The sequence below is a fragment of the Lentzea jiangxiensis genome (assembly GCF_900104175.1).
GTDB classification, from domain to species: Bacteria; Actinomycetota; Actinomycetes; order Mycobacteriales; family Pseudonocardiaceae; genus Lentzea; species Lentzea jiangxiensis.
This window is the reverse complement of the sequence record NZ_FNIX01000001.1, coordinates 939,176-965,393: the sequence shown is the minus strand read 5'-3', so window position 1 is coordinate 965,393 and position 26,218 is coordinate 939,176. Positions and strand designations below refer to the sequence as shown.

21 protein-coding genes are annotated in these 26,218 nt (G+C 69.7%); 5 read left to right on the top strand and 16 right to left on the bottom strand.

Translation table 11 applies throughout. From position 1 onward, the window contains the following. Nucleotides 1-263: 263 nt before the first annotated feature. The 6 genes from BLQ91_RS04760 to BLQ91_RS04735 all read right to left on the bottom strand — a co-directional run bounded on the left by BLQ91_RS04760 (nt 264) and on the right by BLQ91_RS04735 (nt 9,458). A complete protein-coding gene (locus BLQ91_RS04760; RefSeq protein ID WP_425412411.1) occupies nt 264-3,536 on the bottom strand; it encodes a S8 family peptidase in 3,273 nt (1,090 codons plus the stop codon). A 238-nt stretch (nt 3,537-3,774) separates the two neighbouring features. After that, a complete protein-coding gene (gene serA / locus BLQ91_RS04755) occupies nt 3,775-5,370 on the bottom strand; it encodes a phosphoglycerate dehydrogenase (protein ID WP_425412410.1) in 1,596 nt (531 codons plus the stop codon). Nucleotides 5,371-5,716: 346 nt separating this feature from the next. Then, on the bottom strand, nt 5,717-5,980 hold the full coding sequence (locus BLQ91_RS04750; protein WP_090095379.1) for a DUF397 domain-containing protein: 264 nt from the start codon (nt 5,978-5,980) through the stop codon (nt 5,717-5,719). Between the two features lie 102 nt (nt 5,981-6,082). Next, nucleotides 6,083-7,096, bottom strand: a complete 1,014-nt coding sequence (ilvC, locus tag BLQ91_RS04745; protein WP_090095378.1) for a ketol-acid reductoisomerase — start codon at nt 7,094-7,096, stop codon at nt 6,083-6,085. A gap of 23 nt (nt 7,097-7,119) precedes the next feature. Continuing rightward, nucleotides 7,120-7,626: an acetolactate synthase small subunit gene (gene ilvN / locus BLQ91_RS04740; RefSeq protein WP_030467896.1), complete on the bottom strand. Its 507-nt coding sequence runs from the start codon at nt 7,624-7,626 to the stop codon at nt 7,120-7,122. Next, nucleotides 7,626-9,458, bottom strand: a complete 1,833-nt coding sequence (locus BLQ91_RS04735; RefSeq protein WP_425412409.1) for an acetolactate synthase large subunit — start codon at nt 9,456-9,458, stop codon at nt 7,626-7,628. Before BLQ91_RS04735 ends, ilvN begins: the two co-directional genes overlap by 1 nt. A gap of 230 nt (nt 9,459-9,688) precedes the next feature. On the opposite strand from BLQ91_RS04735, the gene BLQ91_RS04730 reads away from it, so the two are divergent. From BLQ91_RS04730 to ilvD, 3 genes are all read left to right on the top strand, one after another. Continuing rightward, on the top strand, nt 9,689-10,168 hold the full coding sequence (locus BLQ91_RS04730) for a PH domain-containing protein (protein WP_176959567.1): 480 nt from the start codon (nt 9,689-9,691) through the stop codon (nt 10,166-10,168). Further along, a complete protein-coding gene (locus BLQ91_RS04725; protein ID WP_090095376.1) occupies nt 10,165-10,590 on the top strand; it encodes a vitamin K epoxide reductase family protein in 426 nt (141 codons plus the stop codon). Before BLQ91_RS04730 ends, BLQ91_RS04725 begins: the two co-directional genes overlap by 4 nt. 77 nt (nt 10,591-10,667) lie before the next feature. Continuing rightward, nucleotides 10,668-12,512: a dihydroxy-acid dehydratase gene (gene ilvD / locus BLQ91_RS04720; RefSeq protein WP_090095375.1), complete on the top strand. Its 1,845-nt coding sequence runs from the start codon at nt 10,668-10,670 to the stop codon at nt 12,510-12,512. Here ilvD and BLQ91_RS04715 read toward each other — a convergent pair. The 3 genes from BLQ91_RS04715 to BLQ91_RS04705 all read right to left on the bottom strand — a co-directional run bounded on the left by BLQ91_RS04715 (nt 12,509) and on the right by BLQ91_RS04705 (nt 14,477). Continuing rightward, a complete protein-coding gene (locus BLQ91_RS04715) occupies nt 12,509-12,751 on the bottom strand; it encodes a hypothetical protein (protein ID WP_090095374.1) in 243 nt (80 codons plus the stop codon). The genes ilvD and BLQ91_RS04715 overlap by 4 nt on opposite strands. A 10-nt stretch (nt 12,752-12,761) precedes the next feature. Further along, entirely contained in the window at nt 12,762-13,493 is a 732-nt protein-coding gene (locus tag BLQ91_RS04710; RefSeq protein WP_090095373.1) for a DoxX family protein, read from the bottom strand. Nucleotides 13,494-13,562: 69 nt separating this feature from the next. Next, a complete protein-coding gene (locus tag BLQ91_RS04705; RefSeq protein WP_245733111.1) occupies nt 13,563-14,477 on the bottom strand; it encodes a 2-hydroxyacid dehydrogenase in 915 nt (304 codons plus the stop codon). Between the two features lie 28 nt (nt 14,478-14,505). Between BLQ91_RS04705 and BLQ91_RS04700 the strand changes: the two genes are divergently transcribed. Beyond that, nucleotides 14,506-15,384 (top strand): alpha/beta fold hydrolase, encoded by an 879-nt coding sequence (locus BLQ91_RS04700; RefSeq protein WP_245733110.1) that lies wholly within the window; start codon nt 14,506-14,508, stop codon nt 15,382-15,384. Between the two features lie 36 nt (nt 15,385-15,420). Beyond that, nucleotides 15,421-16,587, top strand: a complete 1,167-nt coding sequence (locus tag BLQ91_RS04695; protein WP_245733109.1) for a PQQ-dependent sugar dehydrogenase — start codon at nt 15,421-15,423, stop codon at nt 16,585-16,587. A gap of 128 nt (nt 16,588-16,715) precedes the next feature. On the opposite strand, the gene BLQ91_RS04690 is transcribed toward BLQ91_RS04695, so the two are convergent. The 7 genes from BLQ91_RS04690 to gatC form a co-directional block, all read right to left on the bottom strand. Then, a complete protein-coding gene (locus BLQ91_RS04690) occupies nt 16,716-19,205 on the bottom strand; it encodes a M14 family zinc carboxypeptidase (RefSeq protein ID WP_090095371.1) in 2,490 nt (829 codons plus the stop codon). Between the two features lie 212 nt (nt 19,206-19,417). After that, the gene (locus BLQ91_RS04685) at nt 19,418-21,796 is read right to left on the bottom strand and encodes a CHAT domain-containing protein (RefSeq protein ID WP_245733103.1); all 2,379 of its coding nucleotides are present in this window, start codon (nt 21,794-21,796) and stop codon (nt 19,418-19,420) included. A gap of 285 nt (nt 21,797-22,081) precedes the next feature. Further along, nucleotides 22,082-22,396: a hypothetical protein gene (locus tag BLQ91_RS04680; protein ID WP_090095369.1), complete on the bottom strand. Its 315-nt coding sequence runs from the start codon at nt 22,394-22,396 to the stop codon at nt 22,082-22,084. Nucleotides 22,397-22,580: 184 nt separating this feature from the next. Further along, nucleotides 22,581-24,083: an Asp-tRNA(Asn)/Glu-tRNA(Gln) amidotransferase subunit GatB gene (gene gatB, locus BLQ91_RS04675; protein WP_090095368.1), complete on the bottom strand. Its 1,503-nt coding sequence runs from the start codon at nt 24,081-24,083 to the stop codon at nt 22,581-22,583. Then, nucleotides 24,080-24,277 carry a hypothetical protein gene (locus tag BLQ91_RS04670; RefSeq protein WP_245733102.1) on the bottom strand — a complete coding sequence of 66 codons (198 nt, stop codon included), beginning with the start codon at nt 24,275-24,277 and terminating at the stop codon, nt 24,080-24,082. Before BLQ91_RS04670 ends, gatB begins: the two co-directional genes overlap by 4 nt. Further along, nucleotides 24,274-25,758: an Asp-tRNA(Asn)/Glu-tRNA(Gln) amidotransferase subunit GatA gene (gene gatA, locus BLQ91_RS04665; protein ID WP_090095367.1), complete on the bottom strand. Its 1,485-nt coding sequence runs from the start codon at nt 25,756-25,758 to the stop codon at nt 24,274-24,276. Before gatA ends, BLQ91_RS04670 begins: the two co-directional genes overlap by 4 nt. Further along, nucleotides 25,755-26,054: an Asp-tRNA(Asn)/Glu-tRNA(Gln) amidotransferase subunit GatC gene (gene gatC, locus BLQ91_RS04660; protein ID WP_030467875.1), complete on the bottom strand. Its 300-nt coding sequence runs from the start codon at nt 26,052-26,054 to the stop codon at nt 25,755-25,757. Before gatC ends, gatA begins: the two co-directional genes overlap by 4 nt. Between the last annotated feature and the right edge of the window lie 164 nt (nt 26,055-26,218).

Below are 26,218 nucleotides of genomic sequence, written 5' to 3'. Positions count from 1 at the left end.
TGGGACTACTTTCCTCTGCGAAAGGCTACCGCCACTGCGGCCGCTCGCCGCATGCCGGACACCCCTTCGGGGTGTTATCTCCCGTACTGCGGGACACCCACACGGCCCATTCCCCGCTTTCGAGTGTCACTCGACCGCAGGAAGGGGGTCGCGTCAAGGGGTGACGACCGGCAGTTCCGCCCTGTGACAGACCACGAGGCCCGGCTCTCCGAGGAGAACCGGGCCTCGCGTGAAACATCCGATCTGGCCGTGGCCCGCGGTGCCTAGTAGGCGCCGCCCCGGCCGCTCGACCTCACCGTGACGACCGACGCGCGGTCACCGTTGGCGTTGTGGTGGTGCAGGACCAGCAGGCCCTCGGACCTGTCGGCCTTGAGAGCCGCGTCGTCCTTGTTCACCACGAGAGCGGTGCCCGGCTTGGCGACGTGCGCCAGCGCCGCGTCGCCGCCGCCCTGCGCCCACAGACCCGGCTTGAGCGGGTCGAAGGACAGCGGGCGGTCGATGACGTCCACCAGCTTGTTCGCGTTGCCCGGCGCGGCGTAGTAGCCCGCCGTGCCGACGGTGTACGTGAGGCGCGAGGTGTCCTTCGTCGCATCGATGCCCAGTGCCGACAGCAGCACCGGCAGGACCACGACGTTGGTGTCGGACACGTTCGCGTCCACGTCGCCGAACAGGCCGTTGACGCCCTGCATGTCGACCGTCTCACCCGTCTCGAGGTCGACGGTGGTCGCGACCAGGAGGTCGGTGTCGGTCAGGCGGCTCGCGTAGACCTCGAAGTCCGCCGTGCCGTCGCCGTTGGTGTCGATGTCGACGAACGGAACCGTGTTGGTGCCGAGGTTGTACCAGTTGCCCCACGTCGCGACACCGAAGGCGAGCAGCGACTCCTCGGGCTTGCCCTGCGCCTTGGCGAGCGGGGCCGTGGAGGCCGCGCCGACGTAGCGGAGGTCGCCGCCCTTGGCGGTCTCGTTGAGAGCGCAGTTCTCGGTGACGTTGCGGCGGCAGTCGCGCAGCTTCGGCGACTGGGCCTGCAGCTCGAGAACGCTGACGAGCGAGCGGTACGCCTGCGAGCCCGTGCCCTGGTCGACACCGCGGCCGGTCAGGTTGAGGACCGCCTGCCCGTCCTTGCCCCGGAAGCGGAGGCTGTCGGCCGTGGAGATGTCCGCGACGGGCTTCGGCGCCGAGTAGACGGAAAGCCGCAGCGGCACCGTGGCGCCGGCCGTCGGCGTGAGGGTCACGCGGCCGGAGGCGTCCGCGAGGAACTGGCGCGGCACGTCGAGCTGCGTCAGGGCGACCGTCGGGTCGACGGTCTTGCGCAGCGCCTTCGGGTCGTCGATCTTCAGCGTCACCTTGACGCGGGCGACGCCGCGCGGGCTCAGCTTCACCTTGTCCTGCGAAAGCACGTAGCTCACGCCGGGGATCGTCGTGGCCGCGGTGTAGCCGACCTTGTACTCCACGGACCTCGTGGACTTGTTGACGATCTTGATGGTCTTGGTCTTCTGCACCGGCTTGGAGACCTCGACGACGCCGAAGTTCGCGCTGACGTAGCCGTTGTCCTCCTCCACGTACGCGAGGACCTGGTTGTCGATCGCGGACTTGCCGTCCACACGGCCCGTGCCGACCCGGTTGGGCGCGAAGGTCTTGCCGTCCTCCTTCACGTCCGCACCGGCGGTGTTCATGATCGAGGCCTTGACCTCCTCGAGCGTCCAGTCCGGGTGCGCCTGGCGGACCAGGGCGGCGATGCCGGCGACGTGCGGGGACGCCATCGACGTACCGGAGATCACCGAGCGGTCGTTGCCGGAACCGACGGCGGCCGACGAGATCGTGTCACCGGGCGCCGCGACGTCCGGCTTGATCGAGCCGCTGCGGGTGCCGCGGCTGGTGAACGCGCTCGGGGTGTCCGAAATGGACTGGTCGTACGTCGGGGTCGACGTGCGCAGCTCGCCCGCGAGGCGGACGGTCAGCGTGCCCGCGTCCAGCGCCGGGCGGACCGCCGCGGTGGCCGAACCGGTGAACTGGAACATCGGGATGGCCGCGTTGCCCGCGATGCCCGCGGCGAAGTTCTCCAGGGCGGAGGACAGCAGCACGCCCTGGCCGCCGGCGGCCTGCACGTTGTTGGCACGGGCGCCGGAACCGCAGCGGCGCGTGGCGTCGTTGTCGTCCCACTCCAGCCAGACGAACCTGCCGGCGACGGCGTCGGTGATCGGCTGGCAGCCGTCGAGGTTGCCCGCCTGCGTCAGCTTCACGACCGGCAGCGTCTTGTCGTAGCCGAGGTAGCCGGTGAAGTTCTGGCTGTACTGACCGGGCTTGAGGCCCTGGCCCTGCACCTCGGCGCCGTCGCGCAGCACGTACGAGTCGCGCACGGACGCCACCGTCAGCGCCTCGGGCGTGTTGCCCGGCGAGCCGCCGATGTCGTAGAGGTCGCCGCCGTTGCCCGCGGAGAAGACCGGCATGACGCCGGCCTTGTAGAGCTTCTTCACGAAGAGGCTGTCGGGGTCGTCCGGGGCGCCGTAGTCGGAGCCGAGCGACAGGTTCACCACGTCGAGGTGGTCGGAGAAGTCGCCGTCGCCGTCGGGGTCGAGCGACCAGTCCAGCGCCTGCGAGGTGACGTTGGTCGAGCCGTCGCAGCCGAAGACCTTGAGCGCGTAGATCAGGGCCTTCGGCGCGGTGCCGGGGCCGATCTTCATCGCGTTGAGCTTCTCGGCGTCGAGCTTGGTGTAGTCGCCGGAGAACGTGCTGCCGTCGGCGTTCTCGCCGAAGCCGGCCGTGGTGCCCGCGACGTGCGAGCCGTGGCCGTTGCAGTCGATCGGGTTCGGGTCGGGCTTCGGCGTGTTGATCGCCGGGTCCTCGCTGGCGCCGTCGTACTCCTCGCCCACGAAGTCGTAACCGCCGACGACCTTCGCGGTCGGGAAGTTCGGGTCCTTCACGCGCGGGTCGACGGCGCGGAACGCGTCGACCGTGCCGGGGCCGCCGAAGTTCGCGTGGGTGTGGTCGACGCCGGTGTCGATGATGCCGACCCGGATGTCGTCACCGAGCTTGCCGTACTGCTGCCAGACGTCGAGCGTCCTGGTGAGCTGGACGGCGTTCGAGTTCTGGCGCTTCTTCGGCACGACCGGGTAGACCGCGAGGACGTCCGGGCGCTGCGCGAGCTCACGGACCTTCGCCGCGTCCGCCTTCACGACGACGCCGGGGACGCCGTTGGAGGTGCGGTACAGCTCCCTGGTCCCGGTGTCCGCGCTCCTGAGCTGGCCGACGACCTGGTCCGCGGTGGCGGACACGTCGTTCTTCGCCTGCTTGGCCGCCTGCTTGGCGACCTCCTTGCCCTGGCTCTTCTTCTCGTCGAACGCGTCGACGGCCGGCTTGCGGTCGAGCGCGACGAACGCGGTCACCGCTCCGGACGAGTTCAGCCTGGGAGAAACCTTGAGGTGCAACGCTTTCGCGTCCAGCCCCTGTGCACCCTTGACCGGCTGCGCGAGCGGTTCGCCCTGAGCCTGTGCCGTGGCGGGTGCGATCAGCAGTGTGGTGATGGCGGAGAACACCACCAGACTCGATCGTCTTTTCACAACGTTGCCCCAACCGAGGTGTGCCTTCGACCCGAACGGTGCCGCGCCCTCTACGGCACCGGGTCAACCTCGTGGGGACGCTAATCGCTGACCGTGTCTCTGCGACTGCCCCGAAAGTATGAATATGGTCTACGGATAGTTGCCTGTTACGCGTTCGTTGTGAACAACGACAGACACGGGAAGGGGACTTTGACCGTCCCCTTCCCGTATGTCGTGACTATCCGAAGTCGACAGAGCGGACCGTGCGCGCACCGACGGCGGCACCGATCGGGTCGAGGACCTGCGTGTCGACCGGGCGGTCGACGCGCAGCACCATGACGGCGTCGCTGCCGGTCTGGCTGATCTGCGCGGCCTCGATGTTCACGCCGGCCTCGCCGAGCAGCGTGCCGACCGTGCCCATGACGCCCGGACGGTCCGGGTACTCCAGCAGCAGCACGGTGCCTTCGGCCCTGAGGTCGAAGTTGCGGCCGTTGATGTTCACCAGCTTCTCGACCTGCGCGATGCCGCTGACGGTGCCGGACACGCTGTTCGTCGTGCCGTCCGCCTGCACGGCCCTGACCGTGACGAGGCTGCGGTGGTTCGGGCTCTCGGTCTCCTTGGTGAGCTCGACCGTCACGCCGAGGTCCGCGGCGAGGCTCGGCGCGTTCACGAACGTCACCTGCGACTCGACGACCTTGGAGAACACACCGCGCAGAGCGGCCAGCGGCAGGATCTCGACGTCCTCATTGGACAGTTCGCCGCGGACCTCGACGGTGACGCTGGTCGGGGCCTTGGGCGAGAGTGCGCTGAGGACGGTGCCGAGCTTCTGCACCAGCGGCAGGTACGGGCGGACCTCCTCGCCGACAGCGCCGCCCTGGACGTTCACGGCGTCCGGCACGAACTCGCCGGCGAGCGCGAGGATGACGCTCTTCGCGACGTCGGTGCCCGCGCGGTCCTGCGCCTCGGCCGTGGACGCGCCGAGGTGCGGCGTGACGACGATGCCCGGCACGTTGAACAGCGGGCTCTCGGTCGTGGGCTCGGTGGAGAACACGTCGATGCCGGCGCCGCCGACCTGGCCCTCCTTGACCGCCTCGGCGAGGGCCTCCTCGTCGATGAGGCCACCGCGGGCGGCGTTGACGATGATGACGCCGCGCTTGGCCTTGGCCAGCTGCTCGGCGCCGATGAGACCCTTGGTCTCCGGCGTCTTCGGCAGGTGGATGCTGATCGCGTCGGCGCGCTCCAACAGCTCCTCGAGGCTCACGAGCTCGATGCCGAGCTGGGCGGCGCGCGCGGCCGAGACGTACGGGTCGTAGGCGATGAGCTCGACGCCGAACGCGGCGATGCGCTGCGCGAACAGCTGGCCGATCTTGCCGAGGCCGACCACGCCGACCGTCTTGCCGTTGATCTCGACGCCGTTGAACTTGGAGCGCTTCCACTCGTGGTTCTGCAGCGTCTCGTGCGCGGCCGGGATCTGGCGCGCGACGCTGAGGAGGAGCGCGACGGCGTGCTCGGCGGCGCTGACGATGTTCGACGTCGGCGCGTTGACGACCATCACGCCGTTCTGCGTGGCCGCCGGGACCTCGACGTTGTCGAGACCGACACCAGCGCGGGCAACGACCTTGAGCTTGCGGGTGGCCGCGAAGACCTCGGCGTTGACCTGGGTGGCGGAGCGGACCAGCAGGGCGTCGGCGTCCGCGACGGCCTCGAGGAGGGCCGGGCGGTCGGTGCCGTCTACGTGGCGCACTTCGACGCCGTCGCCGAGAGCGTCGAGCACGGACGGCGCGAGCTTCTCGGCGATGAGGACAACGGGTCGGCTCGTGTTGCTCACGGACATCGCTCCCAGGAAGGGTCGGATCGTGGGGCGCGGGCGTGGTCGGGGGCGGCTGGCCCGCGCCGACCGGGCACCGCAATGTGTCCGGACTGTTAACGAGCATAGACACCGGGCTCGCTCGCGCCTTCCGGCGGGTGGCTCAGGTCACTGTCTGCGTCTTGGAGTATGGGAGTGGTGGCGGGTTCACGTGGGGTTCGAGGTCGAGCGTGACGCCCACGGGTTGGGAACCGGTGGGGGCTCGGTAGAGCGCTCGGGGTCGAGCGCCGCAGGCCGGTTCCTGTTCCGGCGCGGGGTCACCCGCCCCGCACCCGGTCACCTCGCCTGAACTGTCGCCTCGCGTGCCGCGCGGCTACCAGGGCTCGTCGAACTCGCCGTCCCTCGCGCCCAGCACGAAGGCGTCCCACTCGGCCATCGTGAAGGTGAGCACGGGTTCGAGCTGCTTGGAGTTGCGCATGGCGACGTACGTGGCGCCGTCGGTGTGCTCGATGAAGGCGATCTCGACGTGGCCGTCTTCCGGTTCGGGCTCCGGCGGGCGCTTCCACTGCGCGTTGCGCAGGTCCAGCTTGCCGCGCACGTGGGCCTTGTCGTCGTAGATCGGCGCGCTGTCGGTCATGCCGAAGAAGCTAGCGGATGGGACCAGCCGAAAAGCGGAAAGGCCCGCGGGGCGTCACACGCGCTCCACGGGCCTCCCTGGGGAAAAGACCTGGTCGAGAACTCAGGCGGTCTCGGTGATCGGGCGGTCGACCCACGACATCATGTCGCGGAGCTTCTTGCCCGTTGCCTCGATCGGGTGGTTCTCACCCTCCTGCTGGAGCTTCTTGTAGTTCGCGCGGCCGTTGTCGTCCTCGGCCACCCACTCGTTCGCGAAGGTGCCGTCCTGGATCTCGCCCAGGATCTTCTTCATCTCCTCCTTCACGGCAGGGGTGATGACGCGCGGGCCGCGGGTGAGGTCGCCGAACTCCGCGGTGTCGGAGATCGAGTAGCGCATGCGGGCGATGCCGCCCTCGTACATGAGGTCGACGATCAGCTTGAGCTCGTGCAGGCACTCGAAGTACGCGACCTCGGGGGCGTAGCCCGCCTCGGTGAGGACCTCGAAGCCCGCCTGGACGAGCGCGGAGGCGCCACCGCAGAGGACGGCCTGCTCGCCGAAGAGGTCGGTCTCGGTCTCTTCCTTGAACGTCGTCTTGATGACGCCGGCGCGGGTGCCGCCGATGCCCTTGGCGTAGGACAGGGCGAGGGCCTGCGCGTTGCCGGAGGCGTCCTGCTCGACCGCGATGAGCGCCGGGACGCCCTTGCCGTCGACGAACTGGCGGCGGACCAGGTGGCCCGGGCCCTTCGGGGCGACCATGGCGACGTCGACGCCGGACGGCGCGGTGATGAGGCCGTAGCGGATGTTGAAGCCGTGGCCGAAGAAGATCGCGTCGCCCTCCTTGAGGTTCGCGGCGATCTCGTTGGCGTAGATGTGGCGCTGCGCGGTGTCGGGCGCCAGGATCATGATGACGTCCGCCCAGGCGGAGACCTCGGACGGCGTGCCGACCTCCAGGCCCTCTTCCTCGGCCTTGGCGCGGGACTTGGAGCCCTCCTGCAGACCGATGCGGACCTCGACGCCCGAGTCGCGCAGGGACAGCGCGTGGGCGTGGCCCTGGCTGCCGTAGCCGATCACGGCCACCTTGCGGCCCTGGATGATGCTCAGGTCGGCATCGTCGTCGTAGAAGATCTCGACGCTCACAGTGTTTCCTTCTCTCTGGGTTTCTAGCGAACCGCGGTGGCGGTGATGGAACGAGCGCCACGGCCGATGGCGACCATGCCGGACTGGACGATCTCCCGAAGCCCGTAGGGCTCCAGCATGCGCAGCAGCGCGTCGAGCTTCTCGGAGGTGCCCGTCGCCTCGATCGTGACGGCCTCGGGCGACACGTCGACGACCTTCGCGCGGAAGAGCTGAACGGTTTCGAGGACCTGCGACCGCACCGTCGCGTCCGCACGAACCTTAATCAACACCAGTTGCCGCTGAACGGAAGCGGTGGGCTCCAGCTCGACGATCTTGATGACGTTGATGAGCTTGTTGAGCTGCTTGGTGACCTGCTCCAGGGGCAGCTCGTCGACCGACACCACGATCGTCATGCGCGAGATGTCGGGGTACTCCGTGCGGCCGACCGCGAGCGACTCGATGTTGAAGCCGCGGCGGGAGAACAGGCCGGCGACGCGTGCGAGCACACCGGGCTTGTCCTCGACCAAAACGCTCAGCGTGTGCCTGGTCATCACAGGTCCTCATCGAACAGGGGGCGGATGCCGCGGGCGGCCATGATCTCGGAGTTGCCGGTGCCGGCCGCGACCATCGGCCACACCTGCGCGTCCTTGCCGACGACGAAGTCGACCACGACGGGGCGGTCGTTGATCTCCAGCGCCTTCTGGACCACCTCGTCCACCTCCTCGCGCGACTCCGCACGCAGGCCCACGCAGCCGAGGGCTTCCGCCAGGAGCTTGAAGTCTGGGATGCGGTGCTTGTGCGTCCCCAGATCCGTGTTGGAGTACCGCTCGCCGTAGAACAGCGTCTGCCACTGGCGGACCATGCCCAGGTTGCCGTTGTTGATCACGGCGATCTTCACCGGCAGGCCCTCGATGGCGCAGGTGGCGAGCTCCTGGTTGGTCATCTGGAAGCAGCCGTCGCCGTCGATGGCCCACACCGTGCGGCCCGGCTCACCGGCCTTGATGCCCATCGCGGCGGGAACGGCGAAGCCCATCGTGCCGAGGCCGCCGGAGTTGATCCACGTGCGGGGGTGCTCGTACTTCACGAACTGCGCGGCCCACATCTGGTGCTGGCCGACGCCCGCCGTGTAGATCGTGTCGGACGGCGACAGCGCACCGATCCGCTCGATGACGTACTGCGGCGAGAGCGTGCCGTCCTCGGGCCAGTCGTAGCCCAGCGGGAACGTCTCGCGCAGCGACTTCAGCGTGTCCCACCACGGCGTGAGGTCGACGGCCTTGGCCGTCTCCCGCTCGGTGCGCACGGCGTCGATCAGCTCGGTGATGATCTCCTTGCAGTCGCCCACGATCGGGACGTCCGCGCGGCGGTTCTTGGAGATCTCGGCCGGGTCGATGTCGGCGTGGATGACCTGCGCGTCGGGGGCGAACGAGCTGAGCTGGCCCGTGACGCGGTCGTCGAAGCGGGCACCCAGCGCGATCAGCAGGTCCGCCTTCTGCATCGCCGCGACGGCCGCGACGGTGCCGTGCATGCCGGGCATGCCCAGGTGCTGGTCGTGCGAGTCCGGGAACGCGCCGCGCGCCATCAGCGTCGTGACGACCGGGATGCCGGTGTCCTCGGCCAGGCGCAGCAGCTCGGCGTGGGCGTCGGCCTTGATCACGCCGCCGCCGACGTACAGGACCGGCTTGCGGGCGGCCACGACCAGCTTGGCGGCCTCGCGGACCTGCTTGCCGTGCGGCCGGGTCGTCGGCCGGTACCCGGGCAGGCGCATGTCGGGCGGCCACGTGAAGCTGGTCTGCTCCTGCAGCACGTCCTTCGGGATGTCGACGAGGACGGGGCCGGGTCGGCCGGTCGCCGCGATGTGGAACGCCTCCGCGATCGCCCGCGGGATCTCCGCGGCGTCGGTCACGAGGACGTTGTGCTTGGTGATCGGCATGGTGATGCCGCAGATGTCCGCCTCCTGGAAGGCGTCCGTGCCGATCAGCGGCCGCGACTGCTGGCCGGTGATCGCGACGACGGGCACGGAGTCCATGTTCGCGTCCGCGAGCGGGGTGACGAGGTTCGTCGCACCCGGTCCCGAGGTCGCCATGCAGACGCCGACCCTGCCGGTGGCCTGCGCGTACCCGGTCGCCGCGTGGCCCGCGCCCTGCTCGTGGCGGACGAGGATGTGCCGGACCTTCGTGGAGTCGAGCAGCGGGTCGTACGCGGGGAGGATCGTCCCGCCGGGAATGCCGAAGACCACTTCGCAGCCGACCGCTTCGAGCGAGCGGACGAGCGACTGAGCACCGGTTACACGGATCGGTGCGCCCGTCGGCGGGGCCGGTTTGGGCCGCGGACCTGGACGTGGCGACGTGGGCTCGGGAGCCTGTCGCGATGGTGCGCTGGTCATCATTGCCTCGTGGGTATCGGGGTCCGGACACGAAAAAACCCTCGACAACCCGGAGACGGGTCGTGCGAGGGTCGCGCGTCGACGCAGGCTGTTCGGCTCAGGCGTCGACGCGCCTGAGAAGTACGAGAACGAGCGTGCGCTGCATGGCCGGGACGTTATCGCCTTTGGCAAGAGGGCGTCAACTCTGCGGGACGGAATTCCCGGATCGTGGACGTGGAACAATCGACCAGGTGAAGAAGCTGGTCTTTCGCATCCCGGCAACGGCCCTGCTCGCAGCGGGTCTGATCGCCATCTGCGTCACCCCTGTGGCGTGGGTCGCTCCTGGGCTGCAGGTGCTTTACGTCCTCCCGCTCGCCTACGCCTACTGGGTGCTGCGCAACCGCACGACGGTCACGGAGGAAAAGATCGTCGCGCGCGGTGTGTTCGGCACGACGACGCTCGACTGGTCCGAGGTGAAGTCCATCCGCCTGGTCCAGAAGGGCTGGCTGCGGGCGGTCAGGCAGGACGCCTCCGAGGTCGTGCTGCCCGGGGTCCGGTTCATGCACCTGCCGGCGCTGTCGGTCGTGAGCGGTGGCCGCGTTCCCGATCCGACGGTCGGGGAAGAAGAACCCGAAGAGGTGACTGACGAGGTCACCGGGGACGTGAACGGCGAAAGCGGCGGGAACGCCGTCGAGGAAACCCCCGGGAAGTCCGTACAGTCCGACAAGTGATCGAACGGGTTCCGCAGCTGAGCCTGCTGCTGTCCATCGCAGGCCTGCTGACCTCGGCTTATCTGACGTACGCGCACTTCGACACGAGCGCACTGCTGTGCTCGGCGGACGCGGTCGTCGACTGCGGGACCGTGACCACGAGCGAGCAGTCCGCGCTGCTCGGCGTCCCCGTCGCGTTCCTCGGACTGGCCTTCTTCGCCTTCCTGACGGTGATCTGCCTCCCGTTCGCGTGGCGGGTCGAAGCCCTGAGGTGGGTGCGGCTCGCGGCGGTCGGCGCCGGCGTGCTGATGGTCGTCTACCTGGTCGCGGCCGAGTTCCTCATCATCGGCAAGATCTGCCTGTGGTGCACCGCCGTGCACGTGATCACGCTCGCACTGGCCTGTCTGCTGGTCTCGGCGAGTCTGCGCACGAGTAGCCTTTGAGGCACCGCTCCCAGACTTGGCGACGCCTCACCCGGCCGTCCCGCGCGCATTTTTCTTGAACTGAACCTGGAGGAGCAGTGCCTCAGCTCCGCTCTCGCACCACCACGCACGGTCGCAACGCCGCCGGAGCCCGCGCCCTCTGGCGCGCCACCGGCATGACGGACAGCGACTTCGGCAAGCCCATCATCGCGATCGCCAACTCCTACACGCAGTTCGTGCCGGGCCACGTGCACCTGCGCGATCTCGGCGACATCGTGGCCGAGGCCGTGCGAGAAGCGGGTGGCGTGCCGCGCGAGTTCCACACCATCGCGGTCGACGACGGCATCGCCATGGGCCACAGCGGGATGCTGTACTCGCTGCCCAGCCGCGAGATCATCGCCGACTCCGTCGAGTACATGGTGAACGCGCACCAGGCCGACGCGATCGTCTGCATCTCGAACTGCGACAAGATCACCCCCGGCATGCTCAACGCGGCGATGCGGCTCAACATCCCCGTCGTGTTCGTGTCCGGCGGCCCGATGGAGGCCGGCAAGGCCGTCGTCGTCGAGGGCGTCGCCATCGCACCCACCGACCTGATCACCGCGATCTCCGCGTCCGCCTCCCCCGCCGTGAGCGAGGACGGGCTCTCCGAGGTCGAGCGCTCCGCGTGCCCGACGTGCGGCTCGTGCTCCGGCATGTTCACCGCGAACTCGATGAACTGCCTCACCGAGGCCCTGGGTCTCTCGCTGCCGGGCAACGGCTCGACGCTCGCCACGCACGCCGCGCGCCGCGAGCTGTTCTCCGAGGCCGGCCGGGTGGTCGTGGAGCTGTGCAAGCGCTGGTACGGCGAGGACGACGAGTCGGCGCTGCCGCGCTCGATCGCGAACCGCCAGGCGTTCGAGAACGCGATGGCGCTCGACATGGCCATGGGCGGCTCGACGAACACCGTGCTGCACATCCTCGCCGCCGCGCAGGAGGGCGAGATCGACTTCACGCTGCAGGACATCGACGACCTGTCCCGCCGCGTGCCGTGCCTGTCCAAGGTGTCGCCGAACAGCGACTACCACATGGAGGACGTGCACCGGGCGGGCGGGATCCCCGCGCTGCTGGGCGAGCTGTACCGCGCCGGACTGCTCAACGACGACGTGACGTCGGTGCACACGCCGACGCTCGCGGAGTGGCTCGGCAAGTGGGACATCCGCGCCGAGAACCCGTCGCCCGAGGCGGTCGAGCTCTTCCACGCGGCTCCCGGTGGTGTGCGCACGACGCAGGCGTTCTCGACGTCGAACCGCTGGTCCTCTTTGGACACCGACGCCGCGAACGGCTGCATCCGCGACTTCGAGCACGCCTACACGCGCGACGGCGGCCTGGCCGTGCTGCGCGGCAACCTGGCCGAGCGCGGCGCGATCATCAAGGCCGCGGGCATCGACGAGGAGCTGTGGCACTTCGAGGGCCCGGCGCGCGTCGTCGAGTCCCAGGAGGAAGCCGTCTCGGTGATCCTGAAGAAGGAGATCCAGGCCGGTGAGGTCCTGGTCGTGCGCTACGAGGGCCCGTCCGGCGGCCCCGGCATGCAGGAGATGCTGCACCCCACGGCGTTCCTCAAGGGCTCGGGTCTCGGCAAGAAGTGCGCGCTGATCACGGACGGCCGGTTCTCCGGCGGTTCGTCGGGCCTGTCGATCGGCCACGTCTCGCCGGAGGCGGCGGGCGGCGGCGCGATCGGCCTGGTGCAGAACGGCGACCGGATCCTGATCGACGTGCACGAGCGTCGTCTCGAACTGCTGGTGGACGACGACGTGCTGGCCGAGCGCCGCGCCAAGATGGAGGCCTCCGAACGGCCGTGGCAGCCGGTGGACCGGGTCCGCCCGGTCACGGGTGCGCTGCGGGCGTACGCGCGGATGGCGACGGACGCGTCCACGGGCGCGGTGCGCGACCCCAGCCGTTAAAGAGCGAAGGCGAGCGCCAGGCAGGCGCCGAACACGAGCCAGCCCGTCAGCGGTCCGCTGACGGGCTGCTCCGTCTTCTTGACCACGATCCCCGCTACGACGAGGCCCGCCAGCAGGCCCAGAGGAGGCAGGAGCGACTTCGCGGAGAGCCCGAACGGGAACGCCACCAGGTACACGACCGGGATGCCGACCACCAGCAGGGCGAGCTGGAGCACGGCTCCCGTCACGTTCTTCCGCACGGGACACTTCCTACCGGAAGACGAAGTACGTCACCGCGGCGCCACCGGCACCGATCAGCAGCGCGATGAACCCGGCCGCCAGCGGGTGGCGGAACCAGCTGCGGTTGTAGTCCAGGGCGGCGCGGCCCGGTCCGGCGAAGAGCGCGGCGAACGCCATGCCGGCGAGGGCCAGTTCGAGCTCCACGCCGTTGGGGCCGAAGAAGCCGCCCTTGTACTGCAGCGCGATGACGTTGGCCATCACGGCGAGCAGGCCGGCGGCGGCGAGCGGCGTGAAGAGGCCGAGCACGAGCAGACCGCCGCCCGCCAGCTCGGTGATGCCGGTGACCCAGGCGAGGACGACCGACTCGCGGTAGCCCATTTTCTCCAGCGACTGCGCGAAGCCGTTGATGCCGGGGCCGCCGAAGAGGCCGAAGACCTTCTGCAGGCCGTGCAGCAGGAAGATGCCGCCGAGCACCGCGCGCAGGCCGAGCAGGCCGATGTCCGGGCCCGCGGTCCAGCCGAACTTCCTGCGGTCACCGTCGGCGAACACGTCGTCGTCCCGCGCATCCACAGTGGACTTGTCGAGCGGCGTGTAAGCCGTCGTGTCGAACGACTTCGTCGACGAGTCGAACGGCGAGAGGGCGTCCGTGCCGGCTCGCGTCGCGCTGTCGTCGAAGTGGTGAACTCCCCCTCCGCTGCCCGAGTAGAACGAGTCGTCGGAGAAAGCGCTCGAGGTGGTCGAGCCTTTGTCGTGAGTGGCCACGCCCGCACGCTAGGGGGCCGCGTGTGGGCGCGCGAGAGCCGAACGGCAGCCCAGTTTCACCCGGACGGACTAATAGTTCCCGTGGACCAAGTTGCGCGGTTCCTCCCCCGCGGCGAACCGCGAGATCTCCGCGATGGCGATGGCGTACGCGCGCTGTCCGCTGCCCGTGCACGACCCGGCCACGTGCGGCGTCAGGAACAGGCCCGGCGCCGTCCACAGTGGATGATCGGCGGGCAGGGGCTCGGGATCGGTCACGTCGAGGGCCGCGCGCAGCCGCCCCGAGGTCAGCTCGGCGAGCAGGGCCCCGGTGTCGACGACCGGGCCGCGCGCGCCGTTGACCAGGATCGCGCCGTCCTTCATCGCGGCCAGGAACTCGGCGTCGACGAGGTGGCGGGTCTCCTCGGTCATCGGCGTGAAGATCACCACGGCGTCGAACCCGGGCAGCAGCCGCGGCAGCTCGTCCTGGCCGTGCACCCCCTCGCGCGCGGTGCGGCCGACCAGCGTGGCGGTCGCGTCGAACGGCTCCAGGCGGCGCTTCAGCTGCTCACCGAGGTCGCCCGCGCCGACGATCAAGACCTTCTTGTCCTGCAGGGTGTCCGTGCCGTGGTAGTCCCAGCGGCCCTCGGCGCGCGCCCGTTCGAAGACGAAGAAGTCCCGGTAGATGGCGATCAACGCGCCGATGGCCCACTCCGCGGTGCTGCCGCCGTGCGCGCCCCGGGCGGTGGAGAGCATCACGCCGTCGGGCACCTTGCCGATGAAGTTCTCGGCACCGGCGCTGAGCAGCTGCACCAGCCGGAGGTTCGGCAGCTGCTCGAACACCTCGCGCGGGTCGGTGCCGGAGAGGAACCGCGGGATCAGGACCTCGGCGTCGCGCCCCTCGGACGGCAACGGCCGCCCCGGCTCGTAGCGAACCGCCCGGACACCGTCCACCCGGGACAGCGCTTGAACTCCGAAGTCATCTGGCACGAGCACGGTGAGCGTCACCGGGCCAACGTACGTCAGAATGTCCGCCATGCGGGAGCACGACGTCATCGCGTGGGACGGCACGAAGATCCGGACGTGGCAGGCGGCCGGCGAGGGCACACCGGTGCTGCTGTGCCCCGGCGTGGGCTCCGGGCCAGAGTCGTGGCCGTCGCTGACCGGCCGGGGTGGCGTGCTCAGCTGGTACATGCGCGGCACGATGGGCTCCGGCAGGCCGGTCGACGAGCGCAACATCTCGCTGGACGACCACGTGTCGGACGCGATCGCCGTGCTGGACGACGCGGGCATCGACCGGTGCGTCGTCATGGGCTGGTCGATGGGGGTGACGATCGCCGCCGAGCTGGCGTTGCGCCATCCGGAACGGGTGGCGGGCCTGCTGCTCGTCGCGGGCGCTCCGGGTGACTCCTTCGACGCCATGCTGCCGTTGGCGCCGAAGGCCGTGCGCCGGTTCATCGGGCTGACGGGCACGAAGCTGCTCCAGCAGGCCGGTCCGGTGCTCGACAGGGTGCTGCACCGCGTCCCGGTGACGGACGCGACGACGTTCCTGCTGCGGCACAGCGGCGTGATCAAGCCGACGAGCGACCCGAAGGCCGTCACGAGCGCGGTGAGCCGGTTCCTGCAGCACGACTGGCGCTGGTACTTCACGCTGGCGCTCGCGCTCGGTGGCACCCCGCGCCAGGACCTCGGCCCGGTCGTGTGCCCGGTCACGCTGCTGGCGGGCCGCGACGACGTGCTGGCGACGACGGAGAGCATGTCCGGGTCCGTCGCGGGGCTGCCCCAGGCCCGGCTGCGGGTGCTGCCGTGCAGCCACTACCTGCCGCTCGAGGCGCCCGAGGTGGTGTCCGAAGAGCTCGACCTGCTGCTCGACCGGGTCCGCTCGGTCGACTTCGCCACGTCCGGGAGAAGTTGACTTCGGGTTCACGGTCGCCCACCTACCCTGGGAGCCGTGGTTCGTTCCGTTGCGTTGCTGACCGCCGCCTGCCTGCTGGCAGGGGGCTGCGCGAGCTTTCCCGACGAGCCGGCGCCGACGCAGTGGAGCGCGCAGCCCCAGCTGACCCCGCAGGCGGGTCCGCGTCCCGAGCTGCCGGGCGAGTACCGCCCGGCGCCCGGCGAGCAGGGCCGCGGGCAGCAGCCGCCGCAGAGCGTGCCGCCGCCGCAGGGCTGCAAGGACTTCAACCCCGCCGTCATCGCGACGTGCCTGAACACCGTCACCGGCGTCGCCCCGATCGGCGGCGACGCCCAGGGCGGCGTCGCGGCGTACGCGACCGAACGCGGCGGACGCCTGCTCAAGGTGTCGAAGGACGTCGACCCCGTGGTGGTCGCGCAGCTGGAGGTCGACGCGTCGACCGACGGCGGGCTCACCGGCTTGGCGCTCTCGGCGACCTTCGCCGAGGACCAGCTGGCGTACGTCTACGTGACGACGGCGACGGACAACCGGGTGCTGCGCATCGCCCCCGGCGACTCCCCCAAGCCCGTCCTGACCGGCATCCCGAAGGGCCCGTCCGGCAACCGCGGCGTGCTGGCGAGCGACCGCAAGGGCGCGCTGCTCGTCGCCACCGGTGACGCGGGCAACCCGGCTCTCGCCGCCGACCCGACCTCGCTCGCGGGCAAGGTGCTGCGCGTCGACGGCTTCGGCCGGCCCGCGCAGGGCAACCCGACGGCGGGCACCGCGGTCATCTCGTCCGGGTTGAAGCTGCCCGGCGGCCTGTGCGTCTCGGCCGACACCACGAAGATCTGGGTGACGGACTGGGCCGCGAACGCCGACGTCGTCTACCGCGTCACGCCGGGCAAGCTCGGCGAGGCGGCGTGGACCTGGCCGGAGCGGCCGGGCGTGATGGGCTGCGCGTCGTTGTCCGACGTGCTGTGGGTCAACACGTCGAAGATCCCCGGCTCGCAGAACCTGCCGATGAACCCCGAGGGCGCGTTCACGGGCAAGCCGACCGTGAGCGACGAGGACGGCAGCGAGTTCGGCCGGCGCGGGCCGATGGAGCAGATCAACGACTCCGCGGCGCTGATCGGCACGGTCAACAAGGCCGGCGGCCAGCCCGTGTCGTCGGACGACAGGGTCGCGATCGTCGTGCGCGACGGCGGCAGCTCGCCCGGCAAGGACTGACCGCCCGGCTCCCCGAGCCGACGAGTCGTGGCCAGGGGTTTTCGTTCAGCCGAACGGGGGAATTCCTGTGCGGGGTAGTGCAGGCGGGGGTGGAGAGGCTGTCGGGGCCTTCCCACCCCCGCCTTTCCCTACCTGGTGCTCGTCCAGAACAGAGCGCGCGCTACCTGCGCGTACAGGCCCTTCGGGTGGTCGCGGAACATGGGTTCCGTGCCGAACAGGACCACGCGTGCCCCGTTGGCCGCCGTGCCGGACACGACCGCCGCCTGACCCGCCGCCGCGTCCTGACCGCCCGTGCCGTTGTCGCGGGCGCGCCAGTGGCCCGCGGCGATCACCGTGCTGCCGTAGCGCTGCTCCACCGTCACGCCCGCGCCGAGGTTCGTGAACCACTGCGGTGCGTAGACGAACGAGTGCGGCAGCGCGCCGGTGCCGACCGGACCGGTGCCGTTGACGACGTTCACCACGCCGTTCGCGTCCTCCCAGCCGGCGACCGAGGTGGCCTGCAGGAGCTGGGCGTCCGCGTTGAACCTGCTTCCCGCGGCACCGCGGGTGACGACGCCGCCACGCTTGAGGAACTCGTCGAGCGCGGCCTTGGCGGTGGCGTTCAGCCGGCCGTGGTCGAGGCCCGCTCCCACGTACAGCGCGTCAATCCGCGACCAGTCGAAGCCCGCGTTCAGCACCGCCGTGGAGATCGTGCGGACGTCGAACCCGGACTGCCGCAGCACCTGCAGCTCGTCGGCGGAGACCGCGGCCGCGATGACCTTGCGCTGCAGCGCGACGCCACCGGGCTCGGCGGCGGTGAAGCGCACGCCGTACCGGTCGGCGACCTCCTTCGCGGCGGCCCTGTCCTTCGCGGGGACGACGACCGTGCCGTCGTCCTGGCGCTTCAGTTCCAGGCCGCGGTTGAGCAGGTCGTTGACCGCGCTGACGTCCTTCTGGTCGGTCAGGACGAGCGCGAGGTCGGCACCCGGCGCGGCGCCGACGTCCCCGGTGGGCGAGGCAGCGGTGACGGGCTTGCCGTCGAACCGGAGCTGACCGCTGCGGTGGACGTCGACCGAGGCGCCCCAGAGCAGGCGGTGGCTCCAGCCGGAGATGTCGTACATGACCGGTGCCTTGCCGGAGATGTCGCTGCCCTGCTCCAGCATCACGTTCGCGAGTCCGCGCTTGGGCTGGTGCATGTCCACGACGTACGACCCGGCCGGGTAGCGCTTGCCGCCCAGCGTGAACGGCCTCTCCGCCCGCTGCACCCGGACGTCGTGCCGGACGAGCTGGTCGACGAGCCTGGCCGCGGCGGGCGCGGACCGGTCGTCCGTGATCACGTAGGCACGCGGGAACTCCGTGCTGAAGCGGTCCTCCGGCCCGAAGCCGGGCACGAACCCGTCCGGGACGTGCCGCTGCCGCTCCCCCGCCGCGCCCCGGCGGAACATCTCCGTCTGGTTCGCGATCAGGCTGCGCCGGTTGTCGTCCACGTAGTCGAGCGTCGACTTGATGGTGGCCTCGACGACGTCGGTGTTGATCCGCGAACGCCGCTGCAGCTCAGCCGCGGGCAAGGTGTCGTAGTCGGCCCGGTTGACCCGCATCGGGATCTCGATCGTGTACGACACGGCCCCGTGGTACATCGAGTACTGCGCGGTGTAGATCGGCGCCCAGCCGTCCCACTCGCCGACCGGGTAGTCGCGGAACGGGATCTCCGGCTTCGCGGCCTCGGGGTGCCCGAGCGCCTGCACGGCCTTCTCCATCTGCAGGCCACCCGCGTAGCCGTGCTTGATGTAGAGGTCGAAGTCGTAGTTCTGGCCGTGCGGCGGCGTGGTCGGCTCGATCAGCGTGTTCGCCACGTACCCGTGCTGGTCCAGCATCATCACCGGCTGCGTGCGCTCGACGATGTCCTGCATCACCCGGTTCTCCGGCTGGGAGCTCGTGACGAAGTCGCGGTTGAGGTCGAAGCCCGCCGCGTTCGACCGCGTGCCGGCGACGCGACCGTCCGGGTTGGCCGTGAGGTTGAAGTAGATCCTGCTGCGCTGCAACAACTTCCGCGTCTCGGCGTCGTCGCTCGTGGCAAGGTGCTCGATGACCCGCAACGCGCCGTCGGTGCCCTCCCACTCGTCGCCGTGGATGTTGTTGTTGATCCAGATCGGCGCCTTGTAGAGGCTTTCCGGAACGCTGCGCCCTTCCTCGACGGTGGCGCGGAACCGTTCCTGCAGCCGGGTCTGGGCCGCGGTCTCCGGCGCGGTCAGCGTGACGAGGTACAGGTCGCGGCCGAGCCCCGACTGGCCGACGACCTCGACCGAGACCCTGTCGCTCTTCTGCTGCAACGCGTTCAACCGCGGCGCGAGCGAGTGGTAGGGCGCCAGGTTCAGCTTGATGGCCTTGTCGGCCGGGTTCTCCGGGTACGTGCGCAGTTCCGTCCTGCGCGGGTACCCCTGGTGTCTGCCGGCCCGGTTCTCCCCCTGAGCCGACACCGATCCCTGTGCCTGGAAAGCCTCGTCCAGGACGGCGACGTCATTGCGCTCAGGCCCGTTGCCGGGCTCACGATCCGGACTCGACGGTTGCGCCGTTGCGTTGACGGGCGCCGCCACCACCGCGGCGGCCGCCAGGACGACGGCGAGCAGAGTTCTGCGCATGCGGTCGTTTCTCGCACAACGGCCCGCTCATCGACTAGAGCCGATAGGCGGGCCGTTGTGTCCCCTCGGTCAAGACCTCGTGCTGTCGAGGGTGGCACAGGAAGTCGGGTGCGGGCGAGAAAAATTCACCAACCGCCGTTGGCACTTGGACCACAACTAACCGCTGACCAGCACGTTCATCGGCTTGAAGACCGCACAACCACTCGAACGGCCTATCCCGACCCGAGGCAGAGGAACGGCCGGCGGAACGGGTCCTTCGCCATCGCCTCGGCCAGCGCCACCGCGGGCGCGGCCCCGGCCACCAGCGCCCGGTGGTAGTCGGCCATCGCCGCCGCACTGGCCTCGTCGCCGACCTTGCTGGCCGCGGCGACCACGGTCCGGGTGCCACCGGCGAGCATGGCTCCGGCGAAGCCGAGGGCCTCGTCGCCGGGGCGGATGCGGTTGAGGGCGAGCTCGCACGCGGCCAGGACGACGTGAGCCGGTGGTTTGCGGAGGCGACCCAACTCGTGTGCGAAGAGCGGTCCGTCGAACAGTTCCAAGCGGGAGAACAACGCGTTCTCGGTCTCGTGCTCACCGTGGGCGGCGACGTGGACCAGGTCGGCGCCGTCGAGGTGGGCGAGGACCTCGGCAGCGGTCGCGGTGTTCCCGGACAGCATCGTGGTGTTGGCGTGGTAGGTCGCCAGCTTGTCGACCTCGTCGTGCCCGAAGAGGAGCCCCGGTCCCTGCACCACCAGCACGCGATCGGTCCTCACCTCTCCGCCCTGCGCCGCCGCCAGCCACGCGGTGGCGGAGGGCGCTGTGACGACGGGCCGCCCGTGCAAGCCGGGGATGACGCCCCACGGCACCGCGTACAACGTCCCGGTCGGCACCACCACCAGTTCGCGATCACCGATGAGGTGCCGGAGCGGCTTGATCAGCAGGGTGTCGAGCCGGTCGGCCTGCTTGTGCGCCGACGCTCCGATGACCTGCACCAGAGGTGGCGGTAGATGATCAGGAGCGAGAGCGTTGAGGTCGAAGTGGAGCTTCTGGGCGCTCTCCAGCGCTTCCGCCGCGTGGCCGAGCCGTTCGAGGCGGACACGGCCGCCGGCGACGACGACGGCAGCGATCTCCCCACCGGACACGACGTAGCTGACCATGGCCCGTTCGCCCAGTTCCGCGATCACCTCGCGGATGCCGGCGACGGGGCGCGGCTTGCCCCACCGCTGCGAGTGCCAGCCGAGCCGGTTCGCCTCGCGCTGCGCCTTCACGAGCTTGCCTCGCAGCTCCGCGGTCGGCTGACCCGACAGGCCGTGCCGCAGGATCGCCCAGCTGAGGTTGCGCACCTCGGTGATCCGTTCGGCGACCTCGTTGTTGTCGGTGGCTTCCAGCGGTTCGTACCGGTAGGTCTGCGCGCGGGTGCGTTCCAGCCAGGCGAAGAGCCTGCGCGCGTCCGCGTCCTCCAGCGCGAGCTTGATCGCGAGCTCGCTGAGCTCCCTGCCGTGCACCGCCGTGGCGGACACGAGCTCCAGACCGCCGAGCTGGTCGCGCACACGCCCCAGCTCGTCCAACGCCTGCCGGGCGTGCGTCAGGGCTGCGCGACGACTTCCCTTGGCCAGCGCGAGCTCCGCGAGCACGAGTCTGCGCTGCATGCGGTGGTCGAGCGGCGTGACGGCCCTCGGACCGGGCACCTTGTCGAGCAGTTCCTCGGCGTCGGCGAGGCGGCCACGCCGGATCTCCAGTCGGGCCGCCAGCAGCAACGCGAGCCGGGACTCGTCCACGAGGTGGTTGGCCGCGAGTTCGGCGGACAGCGCCAACGCCTTGTGCACCAGAGCGTCGGAGATCCGTCGGGTGCGCATGGCATGCCGGCCGTGTGCCCACAGCTCGATCAGACCGGCCATCATCCACCACGTGCTGCCCCGGCGGACGAGCTTGCGTTCGGACCTCTTGGCCATCCGGCGAGCCAGGTCGAACTGACCGTCCAGCAACGCGGCCGACGCCCGGAACATCTCGACCTCGGCGATCTCCTGTCCGAACTTCTCCCTGCGCATGACCGGGAGCGCCTCGTCGAGGTGCTTACCGGCCTCGTCGGACAGACCGATCATGAGCATGGCCTCCGCCTGGTCGAGCTGCAGCCGGGCGAGCAGAGCCGGTTGATCATCAGCGCGGAAGACCCGCTCCGCCTCCTCGTAGCGCCGCAACGCCTCCGCGAGCTCACCGCTCTGCTTATGCACGTTTCCCAGCGCGTGCACCAGGAACGGCACGAGGTTGAGAAGCCCGTGTTTGTCGGCGAGGTGAATGCCACATTCGAGATCGGCGATCGCTCGTTCGCTTCGACGGACGGCGGCCAGCGCGAAACCACGGTTGAGCAGGGTGGAGACGAAGCCCTGCACGAGCGACCGGTTGGTACCGGGCAGCGTCTGCTGCACGTCGTCTTCGACCGCTGCGATGAACCTGTTGAACCACTCGACAGCACGTTCCGGCTGTCCCATGCGCATGACCATGAGGCCCTGGTTGTGGTCGACGCCCGCGCTCAGAAGCGTCCTGGTGGCGGCGTCGTCGATGGTGTTGATCTCGCGACGGGCCGCGTCGAAAGCCTCGACGGCGACGTCCATGCCGCTGGTTTCACCCTGGCACAACCCCAAGGTGTAGAGGATGCGAGCGCGAGCAGCCGCGCGTTCCTGGCCAAGTTCCGCGCGCTCGACGTGCGCGAGCGCACGCTTGAGCAGTCGGATGGCCGAGGGGAAGCGGAATCTCGCTTGCTCAGCCCATCCTCTCTCGTACAACTCGCGCGCTCTCTCCAGGGAACGAGCGGGCATGTGATCATCACACCACAGGTCGTCAACCGGCGCTGCCCGCCAACCAGGCACTAGGCCTGGTGACGGGCACTACACGCTGGGTTACTGCGCGACCTGGTTGCTCACGTGGTTCGGGCAGTCCGGGGCGTGCTCGACATCGCCACCAGAATCCACAGCACCCTCCGAGATCAGCCGCCGCCCCACCAAGGGGAATCCCGGGCCACCGCCGCAGCACATCGGCTTGACTTCCGGGTCTTCCTTCTTGTCGGGCCGCGGCACCTCCGCAGGCGGTGCCGGCTCGACCGGGACCGGCTCGGCCGGCACGGGTTCGACGACCGGCGTTCCCTCGAGCACCGACTCGGCTTCCTGAACGACCTCGGTCGCCGCCACGTCGAAGTTCTCGCGCTGAACAGTCATGAGGATTCCCCCCTCGTTTGGACTATTACATTCCATCCCCCCAGATGGGATGCACGGAAAGAGTGGCACACACGGCTACAGGTATACGTCTCATTTAGCTAACAGCCACTCAAACGGCCTAAGATCACAAAGGGTCACCTGCACGAACAGGTGACCCTTTGTGATTTTTCTGGCGAATGTGTATCTAGGAGCAGCGAGCGAGCACGATCTCGCGAACTCGGGCCGCGTCGGCCTGTCCCCTGGTCGCCTTCATGACCGCTCCGACGATGGCGCCGGCCGCCTGGACCTTGCCGTCGCGGATCTTCTGGGCCACGTCCGGCTGGGCGGCGAGGGCCTCGTCGACGGCCTTTTCGAGCGCCGAGTCGTCCGAGACGACCTTGAGGCCGCGCTTCTCGACGACCTCGTCCGGGGAGCCTTCGCCCTCCAGGACGCCGTTGACGGCCTCGCGGGCGAGCTTGTTGGTCAGCGCGCCCGTGTTGACCAGCTCGATCACCCGTGCCACCTGAGCCGGGGTGATGGGCAGGTCGGACAGCTCGACACCGCGGCTGTTCGCCTGCTGCGCGAGGTAGGACACCCACCAGGGGCGGGCCTCGTCCGGCTTCGCGCCCGCCTCGACGGTGGCGATGATGAGGTCCAGGGCGCCCGCGTTGACCAGGTCGCGCAGCACCTCGTCGGTGAGCTTCCACTCCTCCTTGATGCGCGCGCGGCGCTCCCAGGGGAGCTCGGGCAGCGTGCCGCGCAGCTCCTCGACCCACTCGCGCGACGGCGCGATCGGGACCAGGTCGGGCTCCGGGAAGTAGCGGTAGTCCTCCGCGGTCTCCTTCTTGCGGCCCGGGGAGGTGCTGCCCGACGACTCGTCGAAGTGACGGGTCTCCTGGGTCACCTCGCCGCCGGAGGAGAGCACCGCGGCCTGGCGCGTCATCTCGAAGCGGACGGCGCGCTCGACGCTGCGCAGCGAGTTGACGTTCTTGGTCTCGGTGCGGGTGCCCAGGGCGCCGGTGGTCTTCGGCGACAGGGACACGTTCGCGTCGCAGCGCAGCGAGCCCTGGTCCATGCGGACGTCGGACACGTCGAGCGCCTTGAGCAGGTCGCGCAGCGCCGTGACGTACGCACGGGCGACCTCGGGGGCGCGTTCCTTGGTGCCCGGGATCATCTTCGTGACGATCTCGATCAGCGGCACGCCGGCGCGGTTGTAGTCGAGCAGCGAGTGCTCGGCGCCGTGGATTCGACCGGTCGCGCCGCCGACGTGCAGCGACTTGCCCGTGTCCTCCTCCATGTGCGCGCGCTCGATCTCGACGCGGATGACCTCGCCGTCGTCCAGCGTCACGTCGAGCCAGCCGTTGAAGGCGATCGGCTCGTCGTACTGCGACGTCTGGAAGTTCTTCGGCATGTCCGGGTAGAAGTAGTTCTTCCGCGCGAACCGGCACCACTCGGCGATCTCGCAGTTCAGCGCGAGGCCGATGCGGATCGCGGACTCGACGGCCTTGCCGTTGACCACCGGCAGCGAGCCGGGGAGACCCAGGCACGTCGGGCAGGTGTTCGTGTTCGGCTCGCCGCCGAAGGCGTTGGCGCAGCCGCAGAACATCTTCGTGTTGGTGTGCAGCTCGACGTGCACTTCCAGGCCCAGGACGGGGTCGTACTTCTCGATGACCTCGTCGTAGTCCATCAGTTCGACCAGAGCGGTCATGCCAACTCGTCCTTCCGCAGGGCGCGCGCCGCGAGCGCCGCACCGGTGACCGCCACGACGATGCTGGCGACCGCGTTCGCCAGCATCAGCTTGTCGTTCTTCGCACGGGCGTTGCGGAAGCCGGAGAACGCTCCCACCGCGCCGGCGACGGCGCCGGCCAGGCCCAGCAGGCCCCTTGCCTTCTTGATGTTCACAGCGACGGGCCTCCAAACGCGCCACGCGCGGCCTCGTAGGCGGCAGCGACTCGGTACATGCGGTGGTCCTGCAGGGCCGGCGCCATGATCTGCAGGCCGACCGGCAGACCGTCCTCGTCGGACAGACCGCTCGGCACGCTCATGGCCGGCGTGCCCGCGAGGTTCGCGGGGATGGTGCAGAGGTCGGCCTTGTACATGGCCATCGGGTCGTCCGCGCGCTCACCGATCTTGAACGCCGTGGTCGGCGTCGTCGGGGAGATGAGCACGTCGAACTTCTCGAACGCCTTCGCGAAGTCCTGCGTGATGAGCGTGCGGACCTTCTGCGCCGAGCCGTAGTACGCGTCGTAGTAACCGGACGACAGCGCGTACGTGCCGATCATGATGCGGCGCTTGACCTCCGGGCCGAAGCCGGCCTCGCGGGTCAGCGACATGACCTCCTCGGTGCTGCGCGTGCCGTCGTCGCCGACGCGCAGGCCGTAGCGCATGGCGTCGAACCGGGCGAGGTTCGACGAGCACTCGCTCGGCGCGATGAGGTAGTAGGCGGGCAGCGCGTGGTCGAAGCTCGGGCACGACACGTCCGCGATCTCCGCGCCGAGCTCCTTGAGCTGCGACACGGCGGCCTCGAAGCTGCGCAGCACGCCCTGCTGGTAGCCCTCGCCGCTGAACTGCGTGACGACGCCGATGCGCAGACCGGACAGGTCGCCGCTCAGGCCCTCGCGGGCGGCGGCGACGACCGGCGGCACGGGCGCGTTGATGGACGTGGAGTCCATCTCGTCGTAGCCCGCGATGACCTCGTGCAGCAGCGCGGCGTCGAGCACCGTGCGCGCACACGGACCGGCCTGGTCCAAAGAGCTGGAGAACGCGACGAGGCCGTAACGCGAAACGCCGCCGTAGGTGGGCTTCACGCCGACGGTGCCGGTGACGGCGCCGGGCTGGCGGATCGAGCCACCGGTGTCGGTGCCGATCGCGAGCGGGGCCTGCAGCGCGGCCAGCGCGGCGGACGAGCCACCGCCGGAGCCGCCGGGGATGCGGTCGAGGTCCCACGGGTTGTGCGTGGGGCCGTACGCCGAGTTCTCGGTCGACGAGCCCATGGCGAACTCGTCCATGTTCGTCTTGCCGAGGATGACGACGCCGGCTTCCTTCAGTTTGCGCGTCACCGTGGCGTCGTAGGGCGGCAGCCAGCCTTCGAGGATCTTGGAGCCGACGGTGGTCGGCACGCCCTCGGTGGTCATGACGTCCTTGAGGGCCAGCGGCACGCCGGCGAGCGGCGAGACCGCCTTGCCGGCCTTGACGTCCTCGTCGACCCTGCGGGCCTGCGCGAGAGCGCCCTCGGTGTCGACGTGCAGGAAGGCGTGGACCTTCCCGTCGGTCTCGGCGATGCGGTCCAGGTGGGCCTGCGTGACCTCGACGGACGAGACCTCACCGCTGTGGATCTTCGCGGCGAGCTCGGCCGCGGTGGCGTGGACCAGGTCGTTGGTCATGCTTCCTCACCCAGGATGCGGGGCACGCGGAACCGGCCGTCCTCGGCCTCAGGAGCGCCGGAGAGCGCCTGCTGCTGACCGAGGCTCGGACGGACCACGTCCTCGCGGAAGACGTTGGTCAGCGGAACGGCGTGCGACGTCGGCGGGATGTCGGCCGTGGCGATGTCGCCGACGGACGCCACCGACTGGAGGATCACGTCGAGCTGGCCGGCGAACAAGTCGAGCTCGTCCTCGGTGACGGCCAGCCTGGCGAGCTTCGCCAGGTGCGCGACCTCGTCGCGGGAGATGCTGGGCACTCCTGTCAACCCCCGTAGGGTCGGGATTCGAATCGGGAACCCCGTGAGTCTATGGGCTGGTCAGGAGTGCCTTCGAACCGGTTACCGCCTCTGGAGCTGACTGGCACGTCAACTTAACCGTTCCGCAACGCGGACAGCAGGTCCTGCGTTGACGATGCGTCTGC